The organism is Streptomyces sp. NPDC030799, assembly GCF_055572255.1.
This window is the reverse complement of record NZ_JBVIDS010000001.1, coordinates 250,712-276,464: the sequence shown is the minus strand read 5'-3', so window position 1 is coordinate 276,464 and position 25,753 is coordinate 250,712. Positions and strand designations below refer to the sequence as shown.

The window sequence follows — 25,753 nt, the reverse complement described above, 5'->3', positions numbered from 1 at the left end:
GATTCCGATGCTCCGATCATCCCAGGAGGCATATGACAATGACGCACGAGCGGCAGCAGGAAACCCGATCCCGACTCACCACGTCCCGGCGCCGTCTGCTGGCCGCGGCCACCCTTGCGCCGGTCCTCACCGGCGTGCCGGACCGGGCCCGCGCCCTGTCCGGGGGCCGGGAGGGTCACGACCTGGTCGAACCGGTGATGACCAGGCTGGCGGACTGGGCAGACGTGGGCGAGGTTCTCGGCCGGCCCGGTGACATGCGGCGATTCATGTACCACACGGCCTTCCCGCGCCGGGACCTCACGGTCTTCTCCCATGGCGTTCGGATCGATCCCGCGCTCGCCCTGGGCACACACGTGTCCTTCGTCCGGTACACAGACCACAGCACGCTTCTGATGGGCGACGTCGTGGTCACCGAACGCGAACTGCAGCGCTTCTGCGACGTCCTGCAGGAGCACGGGATCATGCTGACCGCCCTTCACAAGCACCTGCTCGCCCACGAGCCGGACTGCTGGTGGGTGCACGTGCACGCCCACGGTCACGATCCGGTCGCCGTCGCCCGCGGCCTGCACACCGCGTTCAAGTGCACCGGCACCCCGCCTGCCGAACCCGCCGCCTCTTCGCCGCCGGTCGACCTGGACTGCGCCGCCATCGACGCCGCCATGGGCGTCAAGGGCGCCGCTGACGGTGAGATCTACAAGTGCACCTACGTCCGTCGCGAGACGGTCGCCGACGGCCATGTGGTCCTGCCGCCGGGGCTGGGCGCCACCACCTCCGTCAACTTCCAGCCGCTCGGCGGCGGAAGAGCCGCCCTCAGCGGCGACCTGGCCCTGATCGCAAGCGAGGTCCAGCCCGCCCTCACGGCCCTGCGACGCGGCGGCATCGAACTGGTCGAGCTGCACCACCACAACCTGACTGACGAACCACGCCTGTTCTTCATCCACTACTGGGCCATCGGCGACGCCGTCAGGCTCGCCGAAGCCGTTCGCAAGGCCGTGAACACCACCAACGTCGTACCCATGCCCGGAGGAGTCGGTTAATGACCGCGGACAACGAGACACCCATCTGCCCGTTCGACTTCAGCGAAGCCCTGGATTTCGACCCTGCGCTCGCGAAGCTGATGCAACGCGGATCTCCCACGCGCATCCGGCTTCCCTACGGCGACGCGGATGCCTGGCTGATCACGGGCTTCGACGCCGTCAAACAGGTGACCACCGACCAGCGGTTCAGCAGGGCGGGCGTCATCGGCCGCGACTACCCCCGGATGACGCCGGAGCCCATCGTCTCGCCGGAGTCCATCAACGTGATGGATCCCCCGCACAGCAGCCGCATCCGCCACCTGGCCTCGCAGGCCTTCACTCAGCAGCAAGTCGACAGCACGCGGCACCGGATCGTCCAGCTTGCGGACTTCCTGCTGGACGACATGGAGAAACAGGGACCGCCGGCGGATGTGGTCCAGCACCTTTCCGACAGGCTCCCCCAGCACGCCATCCTGGACCTCCTCGGTATCGCACCGGAGGACTGGTCCTGGGTCGAGGAGTCCGTGCACCAACTGCTCATCGTCGGCGCGGACAACAAGGAGGCCGCCACGAGAGCCAAGGCCGATCTGACGGCCTACTTCGAGAAACTCGCCGCACAACGACGGATCTCACCCGGCCCCGACCTCATCAGCGCGATGGCGGCGGCACGGGAAGGCGAGGAACAGCTCGACGACAAGGAACTGGCGGTCATGACGCTGACGCTGGCGCTCAGCGGCCAGGACACGGCGACCTGCCAGATCAGCAACATCGCATACCTGCTCCTGACACGTCCCGAGCTGATGCAGCATCTCCGGCGCCGACCGGAGACCTTGACCGACGCCTTGCACGAATTGCTCCGCTACATCCCGTTCCGCAAAGGGGTCGGCATCCCCCGGGTGGCTCTGGAGGACGTGGAACTGGACGGTGCACACATCCGGGCAGGCGACTTCGTCCACGTGTCGTACCTGACGGCGAACCGCGACCCGGAACGCTACCCGGACCCGCACGTCATCGACCTCGACCGCCCAAGCGCTCCGCACATGACCTTCGGCTGGGGCGGACACCGGTGCATCGCGATGCCTTTGGCGATGGCAGAGCTCGAAGCGGCCATCGGGCGGCTCGTGGAGAGATTCCCCGGCCTGCGGCTCGCGGTGCCGCCGGAGGAGGTGCGGTGGGACACGAAGACGATCAGGCGGTTTCCACTCGAACTACCGGTGACTTGGTAGAAGCGCCCAGGCGGCAGCGCGCAGAGGGATGGTGCATCGGGTCACTCGGCCGATGGGCACCGCCGGCAGGGGCGCACGGTGCCGGCGTCCAGGCCGGCGGTGCGCTGCCCCGGGGCTCATCGCCGACCCTCGTTTTCCACCACGACGCCCGGATCACCCCTGGCCCGGCTCGACCGACGCCCCGTCCCAGGTGAACCGGTAGCGGTCGCGTTCCCGGTCGAAGGTGACACCGATGTCGACGCCGCCGACGCCGTAGTTCTGCCGCAGGCACTCGATGACGGCGGCGGCGGCGACTTCCTCCTGGTAGTCCGTGAGCATGGGTACGTCCCAGTCGTCCACCCGCACCAGCAGGGCGTCGGCTCCCCCTCTGAGGGCGTCGAGCTGCTCGGCCACCAGTGCGACGCCGAACGCCATCCACCTGTCGTCCGCCGGCGTGAGCCCCTGCGCAGGCAGCCACCAGACGGCCGAGTCGTCGATTCTGCGCGCCTCGCGCGGCGGCTCGTCCAGGGGCTGGACGTCAAGGGTGACGCGGGCGACGAGCCCCCACGGGCCGATGCGTCCCTTGTACGTGTGTGTGACTGCCACGAGTTTGTCTGTGCGGGTGTGGATGAACAGGTCAGCCGTCCGCTCCCAGGCGTCGGCGAAGAGGCTCCGGCAGCGGTTACGGGCGTCCGGCCGGCAACTGAGGCCCGGCCTCCACGATCCTGCCATCGAGTACGGCGGAGTACGTCGACCGTGCTCGTTCGGTGACGTCCGCCATGTCCACGACCGGCCGAAGCGGGCGCCGGGTCGGCGTTCCTGATCTGCGCCCACCCATGCGTGGCCTCGACGAGGGCGAAAGCCCCGAAGAAGACGCCGACGGCCAGCCCGACTCCCACAGCCCGGGTCACGGACCCTACGGCGCACCACGGCGGACAGCCGACGGACCGGGTTACCTCTTCACCGTCGTCACGAGCCGCCGGTTGCGTTCACCACAGTCAGGGGCAGCAGCTTCTTCCCGGTCGGGCCCACCTGGATCTGCGTGTCCATGGCAGGCCATACACCAACGGCTCCAAAACTGCGCTCGGTGCCCGGCCCGGCCACGCCTGCTCCCATGCCGCATCAGGCAACGAGAGGCGGACCGGCTTGGAATGCCGCATGGCCATGCGCGCCATACGCTCGACACATGTCCGACGTCACGTCTGCCGGCGCCACAGCCGGCGACCTTCCCGCACCGGCCGAGGGCCTGGTGCTCACCCACTTCCTCACGGTCAGCGATGTCCCTCGCTCGCGCGCGTTCTACGCCGACATACTGGGTGGGCGGGTGGTGCTGGATGAGAATCCCTGCATCGTCAAGGTCGCCAACAGCTGGATCATCATGAACCCGGGCGGCGGGCCCACCGACGACAAACCCGATGTCGTCCTGCGCACACCAGAGGACCCCAACACCGTCTCCAGCTTTCTGAACGTACGGGTGGCGGACATCCACGACTTCTACGCCACGGCAAGCGCCAAAGGGGCCGAGTTCCTCACCCCGCCCATCGACCGCCGTGCCGAGCTGCGCTGCTATATGCGCGATCCGGACGGCTACCTCATCGAGGTGGGCCAGGCCACGGGGCTGCTCAAAGGCATCCTGGCGCGCACCGACACCGAAGCCTGACCGCTCGATCGTCGGACTTTCCGGACCGGAAGTCAGATCCGCCGGACCGCGTCCGTGATGCCTCCGGGGCACGCGAGCGTCGCGATGTCCCATCCGGCGCGTCCGGCCCCGGCCCGGTAGGCGCTTTCGTAGAAGGCGAGGACGGCGGCACGGGGATCGCTCTCGACGCGGGCCGCGTCGTAGCGCAGCACGGCCAAGTGGTTGTCCCCGCGCGTGATCCACCGCGCGGACACGGGGCTGAGCGGCTCCCCGGCCAGGCCGGCGGGTTCGGGGGCGGTGTAGGAGTAGAAGGCGGGCTCGGGGAAGGTGTCGTCGCCGAACCAGAAGCCGAAGCTGATCACTTCCCTGGAATACGCCTCCCGAGTCACCGGGTCCGCCTGCCGAGGCTGGTCGGTCTGTCGCCCGGAGAACCGGCTGTGGGCGATGTCGAAGGTGTGCCAGAAGTGGTGCACCGGGCTGCTCTTTCCCGAGTAACCCGCCGCGAACTCCTCCAGCACGGACGCCACCTGGCTCAGGATCCGCCAGTAGCGGTTGGCGGCCAGCGGATCGTAGGTCGCGTGCTCGGTGTCCTGGGCGAACGGCCGGCCGGCGTCGGGCAGGTCGAAGGGCCTGGGAATGGCGATGTCCACCCGGACGCCCAGCGCGGTCAGGGCAGCAAGGGTCGCGTCGTGGAAGGACGCCACGGACTGGCCCAGAAGCGGGAAGGACCGCTCTTCGCCGTCCAGCGTCGCGACGATGAGCCGGTGGTCGACGAAGTCGAAGTCGATCGTGAAGATCGGATTCCCGTCGACCAGACCCATCGGACGCGTGGTGATGCCCCGTCCCGTGACATGGAACGGGACGTTCCACCAGTGGTTGCGCCGGGTGCTCGCCGCCAGGCGGATCTTGCCGACGATCTGTTCGAAGCGGTGCAGGGTCTCCTTGGTGTCCCGCCACTCCGTCAACGGCATCGGTGGGAAAAGCTCCATCACGGTCCCATGATGACCTGGTGGGCGGCGTCCGGCACCCGCGCCGGGGGCCGGAGGCATCTGCTCAGCCAGGCTGCCCTTCATCTGCCCTGCAGAACAGCGCTGCGAGGACTGACGCCCGAACCGCGCGGCCCGCTCCCCACCGTCCGCCTTGGGAAGGCTCATCGGCCGCAGCGGTTCCGGCACGCAAGTCCACACATCACCCAGCGAGGGCCTCTGCGTTCCCTGCCGCACGAGGCCCGACCGGCTACTTGTTGACCACAGTCAGAGGCAGCAGCTTCTTGCCCGTCGGACCCGCCTGGATGTTCGTGTCCATGGCGGCCATACACCAACGGGGTCATATCCGCTACGGTGCTGGTCACGGCGAAGCGAACGAGGACGCGCATAGCAACTGACCGCGCACCGTACTCAGTTGAGGCCGAGTGGACCGACGCGGACTTAGCCCTCTTGGACGACCTGAATAAGGCTGAAGCGCTCTTACCCGACGACGCCCCACGGGCCCTGCTGTCTGTACGGCTGTCCGTGCTCACCGACGACACGACGTCACCCGTCCGTCAGGAACTCGACCTCCGGAAGCTGGCCCTGGACCGCGGCAGCCGAGTCGTCGGCGTGGCCAGCGACCTGAACGTGTCGGCTACGAAGGTTCCGCCGTGGAAGCGCAAGGAACTCGGCGACTGGCTGAACAACAGGGCGCCGGAGTTCGACGAGATCCTTTTATGGAAGCTGGACCGTTTCGTGCGGCGGCTCAGTGACCTCAGCACCATGATCGACTGGTGCCTGAAGTACGGGAAAAACCTCGTCTCCAAGAACGACTCGATCGACCTGACCACCACAGCCGGGAAGATCATGGTCACGATCATCGGTGGCATCGCCGAGATCGAGGCTGCCAATACGAGCACGCGCGTCGCAAGCCTGTGGAACTACGTCAAGACACAGACTGACTGGCTGGTGGGCAAGCCCGCGTACGGCTATCAAACGGCGGAGAACGAGGACGGCAGGGTCGTTCTCGTCATCGACCAGGAGGCGCGCCGGGCACTGCACTGGGGTCGCAACGCCGCCATGAGGCCGAAGCCCGCTTCCGCTCGGCGCAATGGCCAAGGTGCGTCCTTGTTCAGGTCACCCGAGGTCATTTCGGGGGTGCCGGGGTCGTTGACGCGGTGGCAGATACGGCCGCCGAGCTGGGCGCGACTTTGGAAGATCGCGTATGCGGGTGGGTGCTGATCAGGGAGACGCTGACCTGGGTGTTTCCAGTGCAGTCGCCGCGACCCCCTCGACCGTCGGCCGACCACCGCCACGGCATCACTTCAGGGATCGATTCCCCGGCCGCGGGCGTGGTTCGGCTACCACTACAGGTAAAACGGTCATAAAATCTGCATGAACGGGCGCAAACGGACATAAAACGGAATAAAGTAAGCACTGTGCAGTCAAGGGGTGCATCACCGGGACAGCCCCGACGCCAGGAGAATCTCAATGACCTACGGAACGATGGCCGCTCCCGAGTCCAACCCCCGCGCCAACGCCGCTCTGGCTGCAGACTGCGAGGTGTGCAACGGCTGGGGAACCGTGATCACTTCCCAGGGGCGGCACGAACTGTGCCAGGACTGCCAGTCCCCCACCGAACGCGAGTGCCACGACAGCAGCTGATTGCAGGGGGTGTTAAGTCCATGCCTGCATTCTGGATCAACAACTTCTTGTCCATGTGCGTGTCGCACCAGACAGAGCGGTCGGCGGAGCGACTTTGGCCGGGAGCTGCTTTGGCGCGAGTGATCATGGCCCCGTAAGCTTCCGGCGCGTCGGGCAGTCTGTGGACCTGCCCGGTAAGGCACGACGTTAGGGCCATGATCTTCGAGGCTCGCGCCAAAGTGGCTGGCTAAAGTCGCGGAGCCGACCGCCCCAGCCACAGAGGGGTTCTCCGCCTCTCATGGCTGCGCCCGCCGTCCGGCCGGTGGCCTGGTGCGCGGATCAGCGGGTCGTACGAACGCCCGCGCATCTGGCAGCGTTGGTCCGCATGCCGCCGTCACCACGATCCGGCCTCTTGCGGTGACACAAAGCGTCTTTGGCCTGCGCTGTTGGGGATCACCGTTCGCGCCCGTGCCCGTGTTGGAATGTGGCCGCTGCGTGCGGCGACGGACGGGCGGCGACGTGCGGCCGGTGGCGAAGACAAGTGAGGCGGCGCGGCGGCGACCGGCCGGCGCCGCCGCGCTTGGCGCGGCCCCCCGGGTCTTGATCCGATCTACTGGTGTAGGCAACCGGGTGGAAAGGGGTGCGCGGTGGCCCCGGAGCCGGGGCGTTGGGGTCTAGCTGCTGTTGCGGCTTTCCCTTCATGAGGCCGGATCGTGGTGGCGGTGGCGTGGGGGCCGGGCGCGGCCGTTGATGCGCTTGGGCGGAGGGTGCGGCGGCCGGGTTGGCGAGCGAGTCACCGAACGCCAACGAGCCCCCTCCCGATCAGGCAAGGGGGCTCGCGGGGCCAGGCAGGGTCGCGCACAGACGCGGAATGTGCCTCAGACCCACTCCGCCTCGGAGACGATGTGCGGGGTACTGCTGGGGCCCGGCAGCGGCGTCCCCGCGTTCACCTCAGTGCGCGTGACCACTCGAAGCGGGTGCCTGACCTGCGTTCTTGACCGTCAGCGGCAGCAGCTTCTTCCCGGTCGGGCCGATTTGTATGGCCGTGTCCATCTGCGGGCAGACGCCGCAGTCGAAGCACGGGGTCCAGCGGCAGTCCTCGACCTCTGTTTCGTCGAGTGCGTCCTGCCAGTCCTCCCAGAGCCAGTCCTTGTCCAGGCCGGAGTCGAGGTGGTCCCAGGGCAGGACCTCCTCGTAGGTGCGCTCGCGGGTGGTGTACCAGTCGACGTCCACGCCGTAGGGGGCAAGAGCCTTGGCGGCGCAGGCCATCCAGCGGTCGTAGGAGAAGTGCTCACGCCAGCCGTCGAAGCGGCCGCCGTCGTCGTACACCGCGCGGATCACCGCGCCGATACGGCGGTCGCCGCGGGAGAGGAGGCCCTCGACGATGCCCGGCTTGCCGTCGTGGTAGCGGAAGCCGATCGAGCGGCCGTACTTCTTGTCGCCGCGGATCTTGTCGCGGAGCTTGGCCAGGCGGGCGTCCGTCTCCTCCGCCGAGAGCTGCGGCGCCCACTGGAAGGGGGTGTGGGGCTTGGGGACGAAGCCGCCGATCGAGACCGTGCAGCGGATGTCGTTGGAGCCCGAGACCTCGCGGCCCTTCTGGATGACGTGCGTCGCCATGTCGGCGATCTGCAGCACGTCGTCGTCGGTCTCCGTGGGCAGGCCGCACATGAAGTACAGCTTCACCTGGCGCCAGCCGTTGCCGTAGGCCGTGGCGACGGTGCGGATGAGGTCCTCCTCGGACACCATCTTGTTGATGACCTTGCGCATGCGCTCCGAGCCGCCTTCGGGGGCGAAGGTCAGACCGGAGCGGCGGCCGTTGCGCGTCAGCTCGTTCGCCAGGTCCACGTTGAAGGCGTCCACGCGCGTGGAGGGGAGGGACAGGCCGATCTTGTCGTCCTCGTACCGGTCCGCCAGGCCCTTGGCGATGTCGCCGATCTCCGAGTGGTCCGCCGAGGACAGGGAGAGCAGGCCCACCTCCTCGAAGCCCGTCGCCTTGAGGCCCTTGTCGACCATCTCGCCGATGCCCGTGATCGAGCGCTCGCGCACCGGGCGGGTGATCATGCCGGCCTGGCAGAAGCGGCACCCGCGCGTGCAGCCGCGGAAGATCTCCACCGACATGCGCTCGTGGACCGTCTCGGCCAGGGGGACCAGGGGCTGCTTGGGGTACGGCCACTCGTCCAGGTCCATGACCGTGTGCTTGGAGACGCGCCACGGGACGCCCGACTTGTTGGGGACCACGCGGGCGATACGGCCGTCGGGAAGGTACTCGACGTCGTAGAAGGCCGGGATGTAGACCCCGCCGGTCTTCGCCAGGCGGAAGAGGACCTCCTCGCGGCCGCCGGGGCAGCCCTCGGCCTTCCACTCGCGGATGATCCGGGTCATGTCCAGCACGGCCTGCTCGCCGTCGCCGATGATCGCCGCGTCGATGAAGTCGGCGACCGGCTCGGGGTTGAAGGCCGCGTGGCCGCCGGCCAGGACGATCGGGTCGTCGATGGTGCGGTCCTTGGACTCCAGGGGGATCCCGGCGAGGTCCAGGGCCGTGAGCATGTTCGTGTAGCCCAGCTCCGTGGAGAAGGACAGGCCGAACACGTCGAAGGCCTTGACCGGGCGGTGGGTGTCCACGGTGAACTGCGGGACGCCGTGCTCGCGCATCAGCGCCTCCAGGTCCGGCCACACGCTGTACGTGCGCTCGGCGAGGACGCCCTCCTGCTCGTTGAGGACCTCGTAGAGGATCATGACGCCCTGGTTGGGCAGACCCACCTCGTACGCGTCCGGGTACATGAGCGCCCAGCGGACGTCGCACTCGTCCCACGGCTTGACCGTGGAGTTGAGCTCTCCGCCGACGTACTGGATGGGCTTCTGCACATGCGGGAGCAGTGCTTCGAGCTGCGGGAACACCGACTCGGCGGCTTCGGCAGGCATCTCGCGAACCTTCGTGAGCTGACAGGGGTGACCATCAAGCGTAACCCGCCCGGCGGACTCCCCCGTACGCTCAGCCGGAGACCCCTCCCGCGCGCGCTCAGCCGGACGCCGCGGACCCGATCTCCCTCCACAGTCCGGGCAGCTCCGCCTCGGCCTGCGCCGCCCGTCCCTCCTCGCGCCCGTACAGCACCCCGTACGTGAACGTGCTCTCCCCCGCCGCGTGGGCCACCGCGGACAGCTCGCGCAGGGTCAGCCGGGTCATGACGCTGTCCTGGTGGTCGCCGAGCAGGGTGGTCAGGGACTTCATTCCCCTGGTCAGGGAGCGGGCCGGTGCTCCGAGGGCCGGGGTGGCCGCCTCGGCCGCGTACCGGGTGCGCTTGGCCTTCTTGCGGGCCTCGTGCACGGCGATGTCGCGGTTCTCGCCGGGCGGGGTGGCGATCGCCTGCTCGATCAGGGCGGACAGGGTCGCCAGGTCCTCGTCCACGGCCTTGGCGAGGACCTTCTCCGGCTGTTTCCCGGCGGCCTTCCGCAGGGGTGGCTCGGTGAGCAGGGCGTCCAGGGTGTCCAGCAGGGTCAGGTAGCGGCGGGAGTCCAGGACGCCGGTGACACGGGCGTGTGCCCCGCCGTGCCGGTCCTCGGCCCAGGCGGTGAGGCGTTCGTGGACCGGGCCGGCGACCAGGTCGGACGGGAGGGCGTCGAGGGCGGCCGTCAGGCGTTCGGCCATCACCTCCTGGTCGCGGTCGAGGCCCAGCTCGCCCGCGAGCCACTTCAGCTCGGCCCCGACGGGGTCGGTGACGGCGCGGTCGAGGACGGAGCCGAAGCTGCGCAGGGTGCTGCGGGCCCGGCGGGTCGCGACCCGCATGCGGTGCACAGAGTCGGGCACGTCCCGGCGGACGGCGGGGTCCAGCTCGACCAGGGCGTCCCGCTGGGCGCGCAGATAGGCGAGGACGTGGTCGCCGGCGGTCTGCGGCGGCGCGGGCTCGTTCTTCCTGCGCCGGCGTCCTGCGGCCTCTTGCGTGGCGGTCTGTTCCAGGGCGCGGGCGAGCTTCGACGGCGACGCCGAGGGGCGCACCCCCGCCTTGCGCAGCCGTTTCTCCACCAGGTCCAGGAAGGCGGGGTCGCCGTCGTCGGCCAGTTCCACCTCGATCTCGGTCCACTGGGCGGCCCCGCCCCCGCCGGTGAGCCGCTCGGCGGTGACGGCGTCGACACTCGCCTCGGCCAGCAGGGTGCCGTCGGCGCTGACGAGGTGGCGCACATCGCGGGCGGAGCGCAGCCGGACCAGCGGCACCAGTTCGGCGTCCCGGACTCGGGAGCGCACCAGGGCGCCGATCTCCTCGGGGACGGTGTCGGAGAGCGGGGCCCGGATCTCGTCCCGCACGCCGGGAGCGACGGGGAACTTCAGATGCCAGCCGGCGTCGGAGCCGCCGGTGCGGCGGCGCAGGGTGAGGGAGGCGGCGGCCAGGCGTTCGTCGGCGGTGTCGTAGTAGGTGGCGTCGAGTTCCACCAGGCCCTTGTCCAGGACGGCCGCCACGCCGCCGACGCCGGTCAGGTCGGGCAGCCCACTGTCGTCGGACTCGTACTTGCGCTCGATCTCGCGTTTCGCATCCGCCATGAATTGAATCTAGTGGGCCGCGGTGCGGCGCGGCAGAGGTCATCCCGGGTGAATGGCCGGAAAACTCCCGTCATCCACCCGGTGAACCATCACCCGGACTCGCGGCCGGAACCCGCCGGAGACCTATGCCGACATGGGTCTCTGCACCTTGATCGACTGCAGCAGTCCCACGGCCACCCAGACCGCGAACATCGACGAGCCGCCGTAGGACACGAACGGCAGGGGCAGACCGGTGACCGGCATGATGCCGAGGGTCATGCCGATGTTCTCGAAGGACTGGAAGGCGAACCAGGCGACGATCCCGGCGGCCACGATGGTCCCGTACAGCTCGGTGGAGTCACGGGCGATGCGGCAGGCGCGCCACAGCACCACGCCCAGCAGGAAGATGATGAAGCCCGCGCCGAGGAAGCCCAGCTCCTCCCCCGCCACCGTGAAGACGAAGTCCGTCTGCTGCTCGGGCACGAACTGGCCGGTGGTCTGCGAGCCGTGGAAGAGGCCGGCGCCGGTCAGGCCGCCGGAGCCGATGGCGATACGGGCCTGGTTGGTGTTGTAGCCGACGCCCGCGGGGTCCAGGTCCGGGTTGGCGAAGGCGGCGAAGCGGTTGATCTGGTACTCGTCCAGGATGTGCAGCTGCCAGATGGCGACACAGCCCAGCACACCGGCGATGAGCAGGCCGAAGACCCAGCGGTTGGAGGCGCCGGAGGCGAGCAGCACGCCCAGGATGATGGCCACCATGGCCAGGACCGTGCCGAGGTCGGGCATGAGCAGCACGATCAGGATCGGCACGGCCGCGAGGCCGAGTGACTGCACGACCGTGCGGTGGTCGGGGTACGGCTTGTCCCCGGCGTCGACCCGGGCCGCCAGTATCATCGCCATGCCCAGGATGATCGTGATCTTCACGAACTCGGCGGGCTGGAGCGAGAAGCCGCCGCCGAACACGATCCAGTTGCGGCTGCCGTTGATGGTGGCGCCGACCGGGGTGAGCACCAGCAGCACCCCGAACAGCGAGATGCCGTAGAGGATCGGCACGGCGTTGCGCAGGGCGCGGTGGCCGAGCCAGATCGTGCCGATCATCAGGGCGAACCCGATGCCCAGGTTCATCAGGTGGCGGATCAGGAAGTAGTACGGGTCGCCCTGGTTGATCTCGGTGCGGTTGCGGGTCGCGGAGTACACCAGCAGCGAGCCCAGCAGGGACAGCCCGGTGGCCGCGAACAGGATCGGCCAGTCGAGCCGGCGGGTGAGCGAGTCACGGGCGAAGATCCTGGTCCAGCCGGCCCGCTCGGGGCCGTACCCGGAGACGGAGAAGCTGTTCGCGCCGGTCATGAGGGCATCCTCCGGCTTCCCCTCGTGCCGTTCCTGCGTGGCCGTCTGCGGGTGTCGCGGTTGCGCGTGGTGGGCGAGGGCGAGGTGGCGGGCTGCTGGTCGTCCCCGTTGCTGGGGTTGTCCTGCTGGGCCTTCTCGGTGTCCTTGGCGGGGTCGCCGGTGACCTTGGGGTTGATGATCGTGCCGTCCTTGCGGACCTTCGGCAGGCCCTTCTGCGGCGTGGGCAGCAGCGCCTTCTTCTTGTCGATGGAACCGTCGCCCTGGACGCCGTAGAGCGCGCTGTAGATGTTGCGCACGGCCTCACCGGCGGAACCGGAACCGGTACCGGCCTGGGAGATCGTCATGATCACCGAGTAGTCCTTGGAGTACGTGGCCAGCCAGCCTGTGGTCTGCTTGCCGTAGACCTCCGCCGTACCGGTCTTGCCGTGCAGCGGGATCTTGCTCTGCGGCCAGCCGCCGAACTTCCACGCGGCGGTACCTCGGGTGATGACGCCCGCGAAGGCGTCGTCCATGCCCTTGAGGGTGGCCTGGCTGACGGGCAGCTTGCGCTGCACCCTGGGCTTGATCTCCCGGACGGTCTTGCCGTCGGCGCTGATGATCGCCTTGCCGATGGTCGGGTAGTACTCGGTGCCGCCGTTGGCTACGGCGCCGTAGATCATCGCCTCCTGGATCGGCGTGACGAGGGTGTCGCCCTGGCCGATGGAGTAGTTGATCTCGTCGCCCTCACGCATCTTGTTGCCTTCGAGGCAGTTCTCGTAGGCGATCTTCTCGACGTAGGAGCCGTCCTTCTTGCCGCTCTTGCACCAGGCGTCCTTGTTGGCCTTCCAGTAGTCGAGCTTCCACTGGCGGTCGGGGACACGGCCGCGGACCTCGTTGGGGAGGTCGATGCCGGTCTCCTTGCCGAGGCCGAACTGGTGGGCGGTCTTGAAGAAGTAGTCCTTCGGCTGGCCCTTCTTGGGGTTGATGCCGCCGTCCCTCTTCCACTCCCTGTCCGCGAGGCCGTAGAAGACGGTGTCGCAGGAGACCTCCAGGGCGCGTCCGAGGGAGATGTCGCCGAAGTTCTCGCCCTCGAAGTTCTTGAAGACCTGGCCGCCGACCGAGTACGAACTGGTGCACGGGTAGCCGCCGTCCCAGGCGTAGCCGGCGTTGACCGCGGCGGCCGTGGAGACCACCTTGAACGTGGAGCCGGGTGCGGCCTGGCCCTGTATGGCCCGGTTGAGCAGCGGGTAGTCGGAGTCCTTGCCGGTGAGGGCCTTGTAGTCCTTGGCGGAGATGCCGCCCACCCACACGTTCGGGTCGTAGGTGGGTGCCGAGGCCATCGCGACGATCCGGCCGGTCTTGGCCTCCATGACGATGACGGCGCCGGAGTCGGCCTTGTAGTTCTCGCCGGTGATCTTGTCGTACGTTCCGCGGGCGGCCTTCATCGCCTTGTCGAGTTCGTACTCGGCGACGCGCTGCACCCGGGAGTCGATGCTGGTGACCAGGTTCGAACCGGGCTCGGCGGCATCCGACTTGGCCTTGCCGATGACCCGGCCGAGGTTGTCCACCTCATAGCGGGTGACGCCGGCCTTGCCGCGCAGCTCCTTGTCGTACTGCCGCTCCAGGCCGGAGCGGCCGACCATGTCGGAGCGCAGATAGGGCGAGTCGGTGTCCTTGGCCTTCTGGATCTCGGCGTCGGTGACGGGCGAGAGATAGCCGAGCACCTGCGCGGTGTTGGACTTGCCCGGCCCCGGGTAGCGGCGCACGGCCTCGGGCTCGGCGGTGATGCCGGGGAAGTCCTCGGAGCGCTCGCGGATCTGCAGGGCCTGCTTGGGGGTGGCCTCGTCGGTGATCGGGATCGGCTGGTACGGCGAGCCGTTCCAGCACGGCTGGGGGGTCTTGGCGTCGCACAGCCGGACCTTCTGGATGACCTCCTCGGGCTTTATGCCGAGGACGCCGGCCAGCTTGGTGAGGACCGCCCTGCCGTCGTCCTTCTGCTTGAGCAGGTCGGTACGGGAGGCGGAGACGACCAGGCGGGTCTCGTTGTCGGCGAGGGGCACGCCGCGGGCGTCCAGGATGTCGCCGCGCACGGCGGGGTCGACGACCTGCTGGACGTGGTTGCCGGAGGCCTCCTTCTGGTACTGGGCGCCCTCGCGGATCTGCAGGTACCAGAGCCGGCCGCCGAGCGTGCCGAGGAGGGAGAGGACGAGGATCTGGATCACGACGAGCCGGATCTGCACCCGTGGGGTCCGACCGGTCTCGGGGATGTTGGTCACTGCGGTTGTCTCCCCCTCTCAGTGCGCAGATGCGAGGACATGGACGCTTGATGAACGACCGGCCGGTGAGCCCGCGTTCCGCGAAGGCTGACCCGTTCGGGTGAACTCGTGGGCACTCACAGCCGCTTGACCCCCTTGATCCGGCCGACCCGTGCGGAGCGGGTGCGGGCCTTGGCCTTCAGCGCGCCGAGGCCGCCGCGCTGGCTGCCGATGCGCAGGCCGGTGCCGGAGGAGAGCCAGCCGGTGGAGATGTCGCCGGCCTTGGTGGCGGGGCCGGTCTCGGCGAGCGGGTCGTTGTCGGAACGGCGCGCCAGCCACATGATCCCGGGGACCACGAACGGAGCGAGCAGCAGGTCGTACAGGGCCGCCGAGAACAGCAGCCCGGGCAGGCCGACATGGCGGGCGGCGGTGTCGCCGACCAGCGCGCCGACGCCCGCGTACAGCAGCGTGGAGCCGATGGCGGCGGCGACCACGACGGCCATCGGGCCGGTCGCCGACTTCAGGCGGCCGTTCTCCGGCCTGATGAGCCCGGCGAAGTAGCCGGTGACGCACAGCACGAGGGCGTAGCGGCCGGCCGCGTGGTCGGCGGGCGGCGCGAGGTCGGCGAGCAGACCGGCGCCGAAGCCGACGAGGGCGCCGCCGACATGGCCGTACACCATGGCCAGGCCGAGGACGGTGAGCAGCAGCAGGTCGGGGACGGCGCCCGGCAGATGCAGGCGGGCGAGGACGCTCACCTGGATCACCAGGGCCACGACGACCAGCGCGGAGGAGAGCAGGATCCGGTTGACACGCATGGGGATTCAGCTCCTACTGCTGTTCGTCGTTGGCGGTCGCGTCGGCGGACGGGTTGACGGTGACCGTCACCGTCGGCGTCGGAACCGGCTTGGGCTTGGCCGGCAGGACTTCGTCACGCGGGTCCTTCTTCGGGGCCTGTACGACCACACCGACGATGTCCAGCTTGGTGAAGCCGACGTACGGGGTGACGTAGATCGTGCGGGTGAGGCCGCCGTTGGAGGGCTCGACGCGGGAGATCACGCCGACCGGCACGCCGGGCACGAAGGGCCGGTCGGCCTCCGAGCCGAAGGTGACGAGCCGGTCGCCCTTCTTCACCTCCGCCTTGCCGTTGAGCAGTTCCACGCGCAGCGGGCGGTCGCCCTGCCCGGAGGCGAAGCCGAGTTCGTCGCTGCCCTCCATGCGGGTGCCGACGGTGAAGTCGGGGTCGTTGGCGAGCAGCACGGTGGAGGTGTCGGGGCCGACCGTGGTGACCCGGCCGACGAGCCCGTCGCCGTTGAGAACGGTCATGTCGCGCTTGATGCCGTCGTTGGCGCCGGCGTCGATGGTGATGGTCCAGGAGAAGCCCTGCGCCGCTCCTATGGCGATGACCTGGGCGCCCTTGATGCCGTACTGGCCCTCGCCGGCGATCTTCAGCATCCTGTCGAGCTGGCCCAGGCGACTGCGGTTGCGGTCGTCGCTGCCGAGTTTCGCCTTGAGGGCCGCGTTCTCCTTCTCCAGGGCGGCGAGCCGGTCGTGCCGGCTGCCGGAGTCCCGGATCGCCGACACGGCGTTGCCGACCGGGTCGACCGCCGAGGACAGCCCGTTCTCGACCGGGCCGAACACCGCGGCCGCGGCCTGCCGGGCACCCTCGACCGGGGAGTTCCTGCCCCCGCGGATGTCCACCGTGATCAGCGCGAATGCGATGGCAACCAGCAGGACCAGGAGCAGCCGGCTCTCTTTCGTGTCCCTCACGTGCGGCGGCCGTGCCCTTCCTCAATAGGAATTCGGGAGCCCCTTTGCGGGCGCGATACGCGAAACGCAAGCCCGAGGGGCCATTTGTGGGAGCTTATGCCTCTCATCAACGATCCGCCGCACGAGCGGAGAACCTCTCGTACGGCGGAATCGAAGTGTCAGGTCATCTGCGGGGCTGGGCGTCCAGGACCTGCTGCAGCGCCTCGAACTCCTCGACGCACTTGCCGGAGCCGAGCGCGACGCTGTCCAGCGGGTCCTCGGCGATGTGGATCGGCATGCCGGTCTCCCGCCGCAGCCGCTCGTCGAGCCCGCGCAGCAGGGCTCCGCCGCCGGTCAGAACGATTCCTCGGTCCATGATGTCGCCGGACAGCTCCGGCGGGCACTTGTCGAGGGTCGTCTTGACCGCGTCCACGATCGCGTTGACGGGCTCCTCGATCGCCTTGCGGACCTCGGCGGCCGAGATCACGACCGTCTTCGGCAGCCCGGAGACCAGGTCCCGGCCGCGGACTTCGGTGTGCTCGTCGGCGTCGAGGTCGTACGCGGAACCGATCGTGATCTTGATCTGCTCGGCCGTGCGCTCACCCAGCAGAAGGCTGTACTCCTTCTTGATGTACTGGATGATCGCGTTGTCCAGTTCGTCGCCCGCGACCCGGATGGACTGCGCGGTGACGATGCCGCCGAGCGAGATGACCGCGACCTCCGTGGTGCCGCCGCCGATGTCCACCACCATGTTGCCGGTGGCCTCATGGACCGGCAGGCCGGAGCCGATGGCGGCCGCCATGGGCTCCTCGATGATGTGCACCTGGCGGGCACCGGCCTGGGAGGACGCCTCGATCACGGCGCGGCGCTCGACACCCGTGATGCCCGAGGGCACACAGACGACGACCCGCGGACGGGCGAGATACCGCCGCTTGTGGATCTTCAGGATGAAGTAGCGGAGCATCCGCTCGGTGATCTCGAAGTCGGCGATCACGCCGTCCTTCAGCGGGCGGACGGCCACGATGTTGCCCGGCGTCCGGCCGATCATCTTCTTCGCTTCGGCACCGACCGCGAGGATCCCACCGGTGTTGGTGTTGATCGCGACGACGGACGGTTCGTTGAGGACGATTCCGCGACCCCTGACGTACACCAGCGTGTTGGCGGTCCCGAGGTCGACAGCCATGTCACGGCCGATGAACGACATTGAGTTCCCCATCCGGATTCATCTGGCCTTCCCGAGCTTTTGAGGGCATGTCAGGACGGCGAGGCGGGTGCTGTGACGTGAAGGCTTCCATCGTAAACGCGCCTGCACGGACACTGCGCGAGGGTCTCCGCCATTGTCACCAGATGGCGGGCCGCCCCGCTTGTGGAGACGGTCCAACGGAGGCACGCGTTCCCCCGATCGGCAAGGCATATGCCAAGGGACGGCCGGAAATGTACGGCCGTCCCTGGTCGGGCACCAGCGGGCGGAGCTGACGCCCCCTCAGAAAAATTACCGAAAACTAAAGCACCCGCAGTTCACGCCCGGCCCGGGAAGAAGATTTTCACCTCGCGCTCGGCGGACTCCTCGGAGTCCGAGGCGTGGATCAGGTTCTCGCGGACGATCACGCCGTAGTCGCCGCGGATGGAGCCGGGCGCGGCAGCGATCGGATCGGTCGGCCCGGCGAGCGCGCGCACGCCCTCGATGACCCGCTCGCCCTCGACGATCAGCGCGACGACCGGGCCGGAGGACATGAACTCGACCAGCGGCTCGTAGAAGGGCTTGCCCTTGTGCTCGCCGTAGTGCTGCTCCAGGGTCTCCTGGTCCAGGGTGCGCAGTTCCAGCGCGGTGATCTGCCAGCCGGCCTTGCGCTCGATACGGCTGATGATCTCGCCGGTCAGGCCTCGACGGACGGCGTCGGGCTTGAGGAGGACGAGGGTGCGCTGGCTCACGGGAGGACTCCTTACGACTGGCGTGTGCGGTGGGACGAGGTTACAGGGCGTGTCGGGACGCCCGTTACGCAGCGTCAGCTGTGGAGGATCCGGACTCCGCCTGCGCGGCGAATCTGGCCTTCGCCTCGTCCACCTTTCTGCCGAAGTGCACCGACGCCCACCACAGCGCCGCGAACACCGCGCCCATGAAGTACATGGTCGGGACGAAGACACCGGAGGCGATCAGCGCGATCTGCAGCGCCCAGCCGAGGGCCACCCCGCCGGGCCGGGTCACCATTCCGCACAGCAGCACGCACAGCAGCATGGCGATGCCGCTGACCAGCCACACCGTGGACATGGACAGGCCCGGGTCCTTCATGGCGACGAGCCCGGCGAACCCGATGACGAAGAACTCGCCGATCAGGGTCGATGCACAGAGCGTACGCATCTACGATCCTCAGCCCTTCCCCAGCAGCAGCCGGGCCTCGCCGACGGTGATGACGGAACCGGTGACCAGCACGCCGCCGCCCGCGAACTCGCCCTCCTCCTCGGCCAGCGTGATCGCCGCCTCCAGGGCGTCCGGCAGCCGCGGCTCGACCTGCACCCGCTCCTCGCCGAACACCTCCACGGCGATCGCGGCCAGCTCGTCCGCGTCCATGGCCCGCGGGGTGGAGTTCTGCGTGACGACGACCTCGGCGAAGATCGGCTCGAAGGCCTCCAGCAGACCCCGTACGTTCTTGTCGCCGCTCGCGCCCACGACACCGATCAGCCGGCTGAAGTCGAACGCCTCCTGGACGGCCTCCGCGGTGGCGCGGGCGCCCGCCGGGTTGTGCGCCGCGTCGAGCACGATCGTCGGCGAGCGCCGTACGACCTCCAGGCGGCCCGGGGAGGACACGGCCGCGAAGGCCTTGCGGACGGTGTCGATGTCGAGCGGATCCGGGCGCTGCGCGCCGACGCCGAAGAACGCCTCGACGGCGGCGAGGGCCACGGCCGCGTTGTGTGCCTGGTGGGCGCCGTGCAGCGGGAGATACACCTCGGGGTACTCGCCGCCCAGGCCGCGCAGCGTGAGCAGCTGCCCGCCGACGGCGATCTGCCGGGCCACGACCCCGAACTCCAGCCCCTCGCGGGCGACCGTGGCGTCCACCTCGACGGCCTTCTTCAGCAGCACCTGCGCCGCGTCCACCGGCTGCTGGGCCAGGATCACGGTCGCGTCCTGCTTGATGATGCCGCTCTTCTCACCGGCGATCTCGGCGGGCGTCTCGCCCAGGCGGTCGGTGTGGTCCAGGTCGATGGGGGTGATCACGGCGACGTCGCCGTCGATGACGTTGGTGGCGTCCCAGGAGCCGCCCATGCCCACCTCCACGACGGCCACGTCGACGGGGGCGTCCGCGAACGCGGCGTACGCCATGCCGGTGAGGACCTCGAAGAAGGAGAGCCGGTACTCCTGCTGTCCGTCCACCATCTCGACGTACGGCTTGATGTCGTTGTAGGTCTCGATGAACCGCTCGGCGGAGATGGGCGCGCCGTCCAGGCTGATCCGCTCGGTGATCGACTGCACGTGCGGGCTGGTGTAGCGGCCGGTGCGCAGTTCGAAGGCGCCGAGCAGGGCCTCGATCATGCGGGCGGTGGAGGTCTTGCCGTTGGTGCCCGTGATGTGGATCGAGGGATACGAGCGCTGGGGCTCGCCGAGGACGTCCATCAGCGCGGAGATCCTGCTGACCGAGGGCTCCAGCTTGGTCTCGCCCCAGCGGGTGGCCAGGTCCGCCTCGACCTCGCGCAGCGCCCGGTCGACCTCCGGGTCCTCCGGCCGCGCGGGCACGTCGGCGTACGGCTGCCCGCCCTGGGTGCGCAGGGTTCGGCTGCCGGCCTCGATCACCGCGAGGTCGGGGTCGCGGGTCGTCTCGGCTTCGATGATCTCGTCGAAGCTGTCGAGGGGGTCGGGGGTGTCGCTGGTGCCGGGGTGGTCGCTCACGGTGCCAGTCTACGGAGCGGAGGTGACAACGGACCGGTTCGGGGTGGTTGCTCGCGATTGCCGGGTGCGGGTGCGCGGGGGCTGTCGCGCCGTTCCCCGCGCCCCCAGGGGGTGCAGTCGCCGTCGGCCTCTCGGCGCCGGAGCCGCGGGCGGTCGTGCCTCCCGGCGAGCAGCGCCCCGTCCCGGGCACACGAAGGCCCCGGTGCCTGAAAAGCTCCGGGGCCTTCATCGCCGTACGAACGCTACGCCGGCGGCAGCTTCTCCAGCTGGGCGGTGAGGCGGGTGATGTCCTCCTCGGCCTTGGACAGGCGCGTGCGGATCTTGTCCACCACGTGGTCCGGAGCCTTCGCGAGGAACGCCTCGTTGCCGAGCTTGGCCGTGGCCTGGGCCTTCTCCTTCTCGGCGGCGGCCAGGTCCTTCGCGAGGCGCTTGCGCTCGGCGGCCACGTCGATCGTGCCGGAGAGGTCGAGGGCGACCTCGGCGCCGGCGACCGGGAGGGTGGCCGTGGCCGTGAAGGAGTCACCCTCCGGCTGCAGACGCAGCAGCTGGCGGATGGCGGCCTCGTGCGGGGCGAGGGCCGTGCCGTCGAGGGTCAGGCGGGCCGGGACGCGCTGGCCCGGCTGCAGGCCCTGGTCGGCGCGGAAGCGACGGACCTCGGTGATGACCGACTGGAGGGTCTCGATCTCCTTCTCGGCCGCACGGTCCCGGAAGCCGCTGTCCTTCGGCCACTCGGCGACGACGACGGACTCGCCGCCCGTGAGGGTGGTCCAGAGGGTCTCGGTGACGAACGGGACCACCGGGTGGAGGAGCTTGAGGGTGACGTCGAGGACCTCGCCGAGGACCCGCTTGCTGACCTCGGCCGGCTCGCCGCCCGCCTGGAAGACGGTCTTGGACAGCTCGACGTACCAGTCGAAGACCTCGTCCCACGCGAAGTGGAAGAGCGTGTCCGACAGCTTGGCGAACTGGAAGTCGTCGTAGTAGGCGTCGACTTCGGCGACGACCGAGTTCAGGCGGGAGAGGATCCAGCGGTCCGTCGCCGACATCGCGGACGGGTCCGGCAGCGGGCCCTCCACCGTCGCGCCGTTCATCAGGGCGAAACGGGTGGCGTTCCAGATCTTGTTGGCGAAGTTGCGGGAGCCCTGGACCCAGTCCTCGCCGATCGGGACGTCGACGCCCGGGTTCGCGCCTCGGGCCAGGGTGAACCTGAGTGCGTCGCTGCCGTACTTGTCCATCCAGTCCAGCGGGTTGACCGCGTTGCCGAAGGACTTCGACATCTTCTTGCCGAACTGGTCGCGGACCATGCCGTGCAGGGCGATGGTGTGGAACGGCGGGGTGCCGTCCATCGCGTACAGGCCGAACATCATCATCCGGGCGACCCAGAAGAAGAGGATGTCGTAGCCGGTGACCAGGACGGAGTTCGGGTAGAACTTCGCGAGCGACTCGGTCTGTTCGGGCCAGCCCAGCGTGGAGAACGGCCACAGGCCGGAGGAGAACCAGGTGTCGAGGACGTCGGTGTCCTGGTGCCAGCCCTCGCCGGTCGGCGGCTCCTCGTCGGGGCCGACGCAGACGACTTCGCCGTTCGGCCCGTACCAGACGGGGATCCGGTGACCCCACCACAGCTGGCGCGAGATGCACCAGTCGTGGAGGTTGTCGACCCAGTCGAAGTAGCGCTTCTCCATCTCCTGCGGATGGATCTTGACGCGGCCGTCGCGGACGGCGTCGCCCGCCGCCTTCGCCAGCGGGCCGACCTTGACCCACCACTGCATCGACAGGCGCGGCTCGATGGTGGTCTTGCAGCGCGAGCAGTGGCCGACGGAGTGGACGTACGGCCGCTTCTCGGCGACGATCCGGCCCTCGGCGCGCAGCGCGGCGACGATGGCGGAGCGGGCCTCCAGCCGGTCCAGGCCCTGGAAGGGGCCGTGCGCGGTGATGACGGCGTGCTCGTCCATGATCGTGATGGACGGCAGGTCGTGCCGCTGGCCGATCTCGAAGTCGTTCGGGTCGTGGGCCGGGGTGACCTTGACGGCGCCGGTGCCGAACTCGGGGTCGACATGGGTGTCGGCGACAACCGGGATGGAACGGTCGGTCAGCGGGAGCCTGATGAGCTTGCCGACCAGGTGCTTGTACCGCTCGTCGTCCGGGTGGACGGCGACGGCGGTGTCACCGAGCATGGTCTCGGCGCGGGTGGTGGCGACGACGATGGCGTCGTCCCCGTCCCCGTACTTCATGGAGACGAGCTCGCCGTCGTCGTCCTGGTACTCGACCTCGATGTCCGAGATGGCCGTCAGACAGCGCGGGCACCAGTTGATGATGCGCTCGGCGCGGTAGATCAGCTCGTCGTCGTGGAGGCGCTTGAAGATGGTCTGGACGGCCTGGGAGAGCCCCTCGTCCATGGTGAACCGCTCACGCGACCAGGCGACGCCGTCACCGAGGCGGCGCATCTGACCGGAGATCTGCCCGCCGGACTCGCCCTTCCACTGCCAGACGCGCTCGACGAAGGCCTCGCGGCCGAGGTCGTGCCGGGACTTGCCCTCCTTGCCCAGCTCCCTCTCGACGACGTTCTGCGTGGCGATACCGGCGTGGTCCATGCCGGGCTGCCACAGCGTCTCGAAGCCCTGCATGCGCTTGCGGCGGGTCAGCGCGTCGATGAGGGTGTGCTCGAAGGCGTGGCCCAGGTGCAGGCTGCCCGTGACGTTCGGCGGCGGGATGACGATCGTGTACGGCGGCTTGTCGCTCTTCTCGTCCGCCTCGAAGTAACCGCGCTCTACCCAGCGCTCGTACAGCGGCCCCTCTACATCGGCCGGCGCGTACTGGGTCGGCAGTTCGGTGTCGGGCGCGGGTGGCTGCTGCTGAGCGTTCTCGGTCACGGGGGTCAGTTTAGAGGTGTCACGGGGTGGTCCCGAAACGCGTTTGTTCTGTAACGGTGCGGCCCCCGGTGCCATGCGTTTCCCGGGCCTGGGCCAGGATGTTCGGAACACATAAGCATCTGGAGGGGAACCCAGAGATGAGCAACAACCAGCCGGGCCCGTACGGCGGGCCGCCCCAGCAGCCGGGTCCGTACGGCCAGCCGGGGCAGCCTGGGCCGTACGGCCAGCCGGGGCCCTACGGCCAGCCGGGCCAGCCGGGCCAGCCCGGCCCGTACGGCCAGCAGCCGCAGGCTCCGCAGCCCGGCTACGGCTACCCCCAGCAGGCGCCTGCGGGCCCGCCGCAGCCCGGGTACGGCTACCCGCAGCAGGGCGTGCCGCAGCAGCCGAACCCGTACGGCCAGCAGCCGGGTCCCTACGGCCAGCAGCCGTACGGCATGCCGCAGCCTCCGGCTCCGGCCGGCGGCAAGAAGAAGACGGGCCTGATCATCGGCGGGGTGGCCGTGGTGGCGGCCGTGGCGGTGGGCGTGTACTTGCTGATCGGCGGAAGCAGCGGCGGCAGCGACGTGGCGGACGACGGGCCGCACAAGCTGACGACGCCCGGGGCGGTCATCAACGGGACGTTCAAGAAGGCCGGCGACCTCGGCGACTCCTCGGTGAGCGAGGACGACATGAACGACTTCAAGAAGGCCGGCGTCCAGAACGCGCAGGGCGTCGAGGCCGGCTACGAGTCCGGTAGTGGTCTCACCAGCCGGAGGCTGATTTTCGAGGGAGCGTACGGCACCATCAAGGACCCCGCGGCGGCCGTCGACGCATGGTTCGCCAAGGCGAAGGCCGAGTCCGACAAGAAGAACGGCGACGAGAGCAGCGGCAGCAAGGTCAAGGGCAAGCTCATCGGCTCCCCGCAGGAGTTCAAGCCGTCCGGCTTCAGCAACGGCATCATGAAGTGCCAGGAAAGCCAGCTCACCAACGATGGCGCCACGTCCGGCCTGCCGAAGACGATGACCGTGCCGGTCTGCATCTGGGGCGACCACAGCACCATGGCCCTCGTCACGTCGGTCGACGTGGCCGGCATGGCCAGCGGCAAGGGATCGAGCATGCAGGACGTGGCGGACCTCGCCGCGAAGCTCCGTAACGACGTACGCGTCAAGATCTAGCAGCAGACGCGGGGGCACCCGTCCCTTCGGGGCGGCCCCCACATGCCGCACGAAGGAAAGGCGCCCGGTGACATCACCGGGCGCCTTTCTGTGAGGTTCCAGAACCGGCTACGCCGACTTCTGCTCCCCCGCCCCCCGCCCCCGCGCGTCCCGCGGGATCAGGGTCGGGTTGACGTTGGAGAGGACCACGTCGGCGGTGATGACCACGCGGGCCACGTCCTTGCGGGACGGGACCTCGTACATGACGCCCTGGAGGACTTCCTCCATGATGGCGCGGAGGCCTCGGGCGCCGGTCTGGCGGAGGATGGCCTGGTCGGCGATGGCTTCCAGGGCCTCGCGTTCGAAGTCCAGCTCCACGCCGTCGAGTTCGAAGAGGCGCTGGTACTGCTTCACGAGCGCGTTGCGGGGTTCCACCAGGATCTTCAGCAACGCCTCGCGGTCCAGGTTGTGGACCGAGGTGATCACGGGCAGGCGGCCGATGAACTCCGGGATCATGCCGAACTTGACCAGGTCCTCCGGCATGACGTCCTCGAAGACGTCCTTGGACTCCAGCTCGCGCTTGGAGAGGATCGTGGCTCCGAAGCCGATGCCCTTCGCGCCCGCGCGGGCCTCGATGATCTTCTCCAGGCCGGCGAAGGCGCCGCCCACGATGAACAGGACGTTCGTCGTGTCGATCTGGATGAATTCCTGGTGGGGGTGCTTGCGGCCGCCCTGGGGCGGGACCGAGGCCGTGGTGCCCTCCAGGATCTTCAGGAGGGCCTGCTGAACGCCTTCGCCCGATACGTCGCGCGTGATCGACGGGTTCTCGCTCTTCCTCGCGACCTTGTCGATCTCGTCGATGTAGATGATCCCGGTCTCGGCCTTCTTGACGTCGTAGTCCGCCGCCTGGATCAGCTTCAGCAGGATGTTCTCGACGTCCTCGCCCACGTAACCCGCCTCCGTGAGCGCCGTCGCGTCGGCGATCGCGAAGGGCACGTTCAGCATGCGTGCCAGGGTCTGCGCGAGGAGGGTCTTGCCGGAGCCCGTGGGGCCCAGCAGGAGGATGTTGGACTTTGCCAGCTCAATGGCGTCGTCACGGCCGCCCGGACCGCCGTTCTCGCCCGCCTGGACCCGTTTGTAGTGGTTGTACACCGCGACGGAGAGCGCCTTCTTGGCTGCTTCCTGGCCGACCACGTAGCCCTCGAGGAACTCGTAGATCTCGCGGGGCTTCGGGAGTTCCTCCCAGCGCACCTCGCTCGTCTCGGCGAGCTCCTCCTCGATGATCTCGTTGCAGAGGTCGATGCACTCGTCGCAGATGTACACACCGGGCCCTGCGATGAGCTTCTTGACCTGCTTCTGGCTCTTGCCGCAGAACGAGCACTTGAGCAGATCGCCGCCGTCACCGATGCGTGCCACGGTGTGCTTCCCCTTCGCCTGGGAGACGCCTGGACGCTTTCGAATCCAGCGGCTCCTGGTGCTGCCTTATGTCCGACGGTACCTTGCCGGGCCCGGTGTTCGGGCCCCTCTTGGCAGGGTTCACTTTGACGTGCACCGTGCCAAG

The 25,753-nt window shown here is 68.9% G+C and carries 19 protein-coding genes and 1 pseudogene; 6 read left to right on the top strand and 14 right to left on the bottom strand.

Annotated elements, in window-relative coordinates; all coding sequences use genetic code 11:
• Nucleotides 1-32 precede the first annotated feature (32 nt).
• Entirely contained in the window at nucleotides 33-1,037 is a 1,005-nt protein-coding gene (locus ACZ41I_RS01185; RefSeq protein ID WP_468512881.1) for a DUF1259 domain-containing protein, read from the top strand.
• The gene (locus ACZ41I_RS01180; RefSeq protein ID WP_468512880.1) at nucleotides 1,037-2,242 is read left to right on the top strand and encodes a cytochrome P450; all 1,206 of its coding nucleotides are present in this window, start codon (nucleotides 1,037-1,039) and stop codon (nucleotides 2,240-2,242) included. The genes ACZ41I_RS01185 and ACZ41I_RS01180 overlap by 1 nt, the downstream gene beginning before the upstream one ends.
• A 153-nt stretch (nucleotides 2,243-2,395) precedes the next feature.
• Here ACZ41I_RS01180 and ACZ41I_RS01175 read toward each other — a convergent pair whose 3' ends face one another.
• Nucleotides 2,396-2,827 carry a hypothetical protein gene (locus ACZ41I_RS01175; protein WP_468512879.1) on the bottom strand — a complete coding sequence of 144 codons (432 nt, stop codon included), beginning with the start codon at nucleotides 2,825-2,827 and terminating at the stop codon, nucleotides 2,396-2,398.
• Between the two features lie 580 nt (nucleotides 2,828-3,407).
• Between ACZ41I_RS01175 and ACZ41I_RS01170 the strand changes: the two genes are divergently transcribed.
• Nucleotides 3,408-3,881 carry a VOC family protein gene (locus tag ACZ41I_RS01170; RefSeq protein WP_397994593.1) on the top strand — a complete coding sequence of 158 codons (474 nt, stop codon included), beginning with the start codon at nucleotides 3,408-3,410 and terminating at the stop codon, nucleotides 3,879-3,881.
• A 32-nt stretch (nucleotides 3,882-3,913) separates the two neighbouring features.
• Here ACZ41I_RS01170 and ACZ41I_RS01165 read toward each other — a convergent pair whose 3' ends face one another.
• A complete protein-coding gene (locus tag ACZ41I_RS01165) occupies nucleotides 3,914-4,849 on the bottom strand; it encodes a DUF5996 family protein (protein ID WP_468513071.1) in 936 nt (311 codons plus the stop codon).
• Nucleotides 4,850-5,200: 351 nt separating this feature from the next.
• Between ACZ41I_RS01165 and ACZ41I_RS01160 the strand changes: the two are divergent.
• Both ACZ41I_RS01160 and ACZ41I_RS01155 read left to right on the top strand, forming a co-directional pair.
• A pseudogene (locus ACZ41I_RS01160) lies at nucleotides 5,201-5,926 on the top strand (recombinase family protein); the annotation flags it as partial.
• A gap of 393 nt (nucleotides 5,927-6,319) precedes the next feature.
• Nucleotides 6,320-6,493, top strand: a complete 174-nt coding sequence (locus ACZ41I_RS01155) for a hypothetical protein (protein WP_399769056.1) — start codon at nucleotides 6,320-6,322, stop codon at nucleotides 6,491-6,493.
• Nucleotides 6,494-7,423: 930 nt separating this feature from the next.
• Here the strand turns inward: ACZ41I_RS01155 and ACZ41I_RS01150 are convergent.
• The 11 genes from ACZ41I_RS01150 to ACZ41I_RS01100 all read right to left on the bottom strand — a co-directional run bounded on the left by ACZ41I_RS01150 (nucleotide 7,424) and on the right by ACZ41I_RS01100 (nucleotide 23,059).
• Nucleotides 7,424-9,394 carry a TIGR03960 family B12-binding radical SAM protein gene (locus ACZ41I_RS01150; protein WP_468512878.1) on the bottom strand — a complete coding sequence of 657 codons (1,971 nt, stop codon included), beginning with the start codon at nucleotides 9,392-9,394 and terminating at the stop codon, nucleotides 7,424-7,426.
• Nucleotides 9,395-9,491: 97 nt separating this feature from the next.
• Nucleotides 9,492-11,006, bottom strand: coding sequence for a CYTH and CHAD domain-containing protein (locus tag ACZ41I_RS01145; RefSeq protein ID WP_399769050.1), 1,515 nt, complete (start codon nucleotides 11,004-11,006; stop codon nucleotides 9,492-9,494).
• 123 nt (nucleotides 11,007-11,129) lie between these two features.
• A complete protein-coding gene (rodA, locus tag ACZ41I_RS01140; protein ID WP_399769049.1) occupies nucleotides 11,130-12,329 on the bottom strand; it encodes a rod shape-determining protein RodA in 1,200 nt (399 codons plus the stop codon).
• Complete coding sequence (gene mrdA, locus ACZ41I_RS01135; protein ID WP_468512877.1) at nucleotides 12,326-14,584, bottom strand: penicillin-binding protein 2; 2,259 nt, start codon at nucleotides 14,582-14,584, stop codon at nucleotides 12,326-12,328. The genes rodA and mrdA overlap by 4 nt, the downstream gene beginning before the upstream one ends.
• A 116-nt stretch (nucleotides 14,585-14,700) precedes the next feature.
• Nucleotides 14,701-15,378 (bottom strand): rod shape-determining protein MreD, encoded by a 678-nt coding sequence (mreD, locus tag ACZ41I_RS01130; protein WP_363214833.1) that lies wholly within the window; start codon nucleotides 15,376-15,378, stop codon nucleotides 14,701-14,703.
• Nucleotides 15,379-15,391: 13 nt separating this feature from the next.
• Complete coding sequence (gene mreC / locus ACZ41I_RS01125; protein ID WP_363214834.1) at nucleotides 15,392-16,330, bottom strand: rod shape-determining protein MreC; 939 nt, start codon at nucleotides 16,328-16,330, stop codon at nucleotides 15,392-15,394.
• Nucleotides 16,331-16,493: 163 nt separating this feature from the next.
• On the bottom strand, nucleotides 16,494-17,513 hold the full coding sequence (locus ACZ41I_RS01120; protein WP_031158632.1) for a rod shape-determining protein: 1,020 nt from the start codon (nucleotides 17,511-17,513) through the stop codon (nucleotides 16,494-16,496).
• Nucleotides 17,514-17,827: 314 nt separating this feature from the next.
• Nucleotides 17,828-18,241, bottom strand: a complete 414-nt coding sequence (ndk, locus tag ACZ41I_RS01115) for a nucleoside-diphosphate kinase (RefSeq protein ID WP_351245956.1) — start codon at nucleotides 18,239-18,241, stop codon at nucleotides 17,828-17,830.
• Between the two features lie 64 nt (nucleotides 18,242-18,305).
• On the bottom strand, nucleotides 18,306-18,668 hold the full coding sequence (locus tag ACZ41I_RS01110; protein ID WP_363214835.1) for a DUF4233 domain-containing protein: 363 nt from the start codon (nucleotides 18,666-18,668) through the stop codon (nucleotides 18,306-18,308).
• A gap of 9 nt (nucleotides 18,669-18,677) precedes the next feature.
• On the bottom strand, nucleotides 18,678-20,192 hold the full coding sequence (gene folC, locus ACZ41I_RS01105) for a bifunctional tetrahydrofolate synthase/dihydrofolate synthase (RefSeq protein ID WP_468512876.1): 1,515 nt from the start codon (nucleotides 20,190-20,192) through the stop codon (nucleotides 18,678-18,680).
• A 242-nt stretch (nucleotides 20,193-20,434) separates the two neighbouring features.
• Entirely contained in the window at nucleotides 20,435-23,059 is a 2,625-nt protein-coding gene (locus tag ACZ41I_RS01100; protein WP_468319596.1) for a valine--tRNA ligase, read from the bottom strand.
• Between the two features lie 137 nt (nucleotides 23,060-23,196).
• On the opposite strand from ACZ41I_RS01100, the gene ACZ41I_RS01095 reads away from it, so the two are divergent.
• The gene (locus tag ACZ41I_RS01095) at nucleotides 23,197-24,213 is read left to right on the top strand and encodes a hypothetical protein (RefSeq protein ID WP_363214838.1); all 1,017 of its coding nucleotides are present in this window, start codon (nucleotides 23,197-23,199) and stop codon (nucleotides 24,211-24,213) included.
• 108 nt (nucleotides 24,214-24,321) lie between these two features.
• Here ACZ41I_RS01095 and clpX read toward each other — a convergent pair whose 3' ends face one another.
• Nucleotides 24,322-25,608, bottom strand: a complete 1,287-nt coding sequence (gene clpX, locus ACZ41I_RS01090) for an ATP-dependent Clp protease ATP-binding subunit ClpX (protein WP_363214839.1) — start codon at nucleotides 25,606-25,608, stop codon at nucleotides 24,322-24,324.
• Between the last annotated feature and the right edge of the window lie 145 nt (nucleotides 25,609-25,753).

What these genes read in the sequence shown, in the direction of transcription:
- mreD (WP_363214833.1), bottom strand. Translation starts at nt 15,378, where the DNA reads ATGCGTGTCAACCGGATCCTGCTCTCCTCCGCGCTGGTCGTCGTGGCC.
- ACZ41I_RS01145 (WP_399769050.1), bottom strand. Translation starts at nt 11,006, where the DNA reads ATGGCGGATGCGAAACGCGAGATCGAGCGCAAGTACGAGTCCGACGAC.
- ACZ41I_RS01155 (WP_399769056.1), top strand. Translation starts at nt 6,320, where the DNA reads ATGACCTACGGAACGATGGCCGCTCCCGAGTCCAACCCCCGCGCCAAC.
- ACZ41I_RS01150 (WP_468512878.1), bottom strand. Translation starts at nt 9,394, where the DNA reads ATGCCTGCCGAAGCCGCCGAGTCGGTGTTCCCGCAGCTCGAAGCACTG.
- ACZ41I_RS01170 (WP_397994593.1), top strand. Translation starts at nt 3,408, where the DNA reads ATGTCCGACGTCACGTCTGCCGGCGCCACAGCCGGCGACCTTCCCGCA.
- ACZ41I_RS01180 (WP_468512880.1), top strand. Translation starts at nt 1,037, where the DNA reads ATGACCGCGGACAACGAGACACCCATCTGCCCGTTCGACTTCAGCGAA.
- ACZ41I_RS01110 (WP_363214835.1), bottom strand. Translation starts at nt 18,668, where the DNA reads ATGCGTACGCTCTGTGCATCGACCCTGATCGGCGAGTTCTTCGTCATC.
- ACZ41I_RS01185 (WP_468512881.1), top strand. Translation starts at nt 33, where the DNA reads ATGACAATGACGCACGAGCGGCAGCAGGAAACCCGATCCCGACTCACC.
- ACZ41I_RS01120 (WP_031158632.1), bottom strand. Translation starts at nt 17,513, where the DNA reads ATGTCGTTCATCGGCCGTGACATGGCTGTCGACCTCGGGACCGCCAAC.
- ACZ41I_RS01165 (WP_468513071.1), bottom strand. Translation starts at nt 4,849, where the DNA reads ATGGAGCTTTTCCCACCGATGCCGTTGACGGAGTGGCGGGACACCAAG.
- ACZ41I_RS01095 (WP_363214838.1), top strand. Translation starts at nt 23,197, where the DNA reads ATGAGCAACAACCAGCCGGGCCCGTACGGCGGGCCGCCCCAGCAGCCG.
- rodA (WP_399769049.1), bottom strand. Translation starts at nt 12,329, where the DNA reads ATGACCGGCGCGAACAGCTTCTCCGTCTCCGGGTACGGCCCCGAGCGG.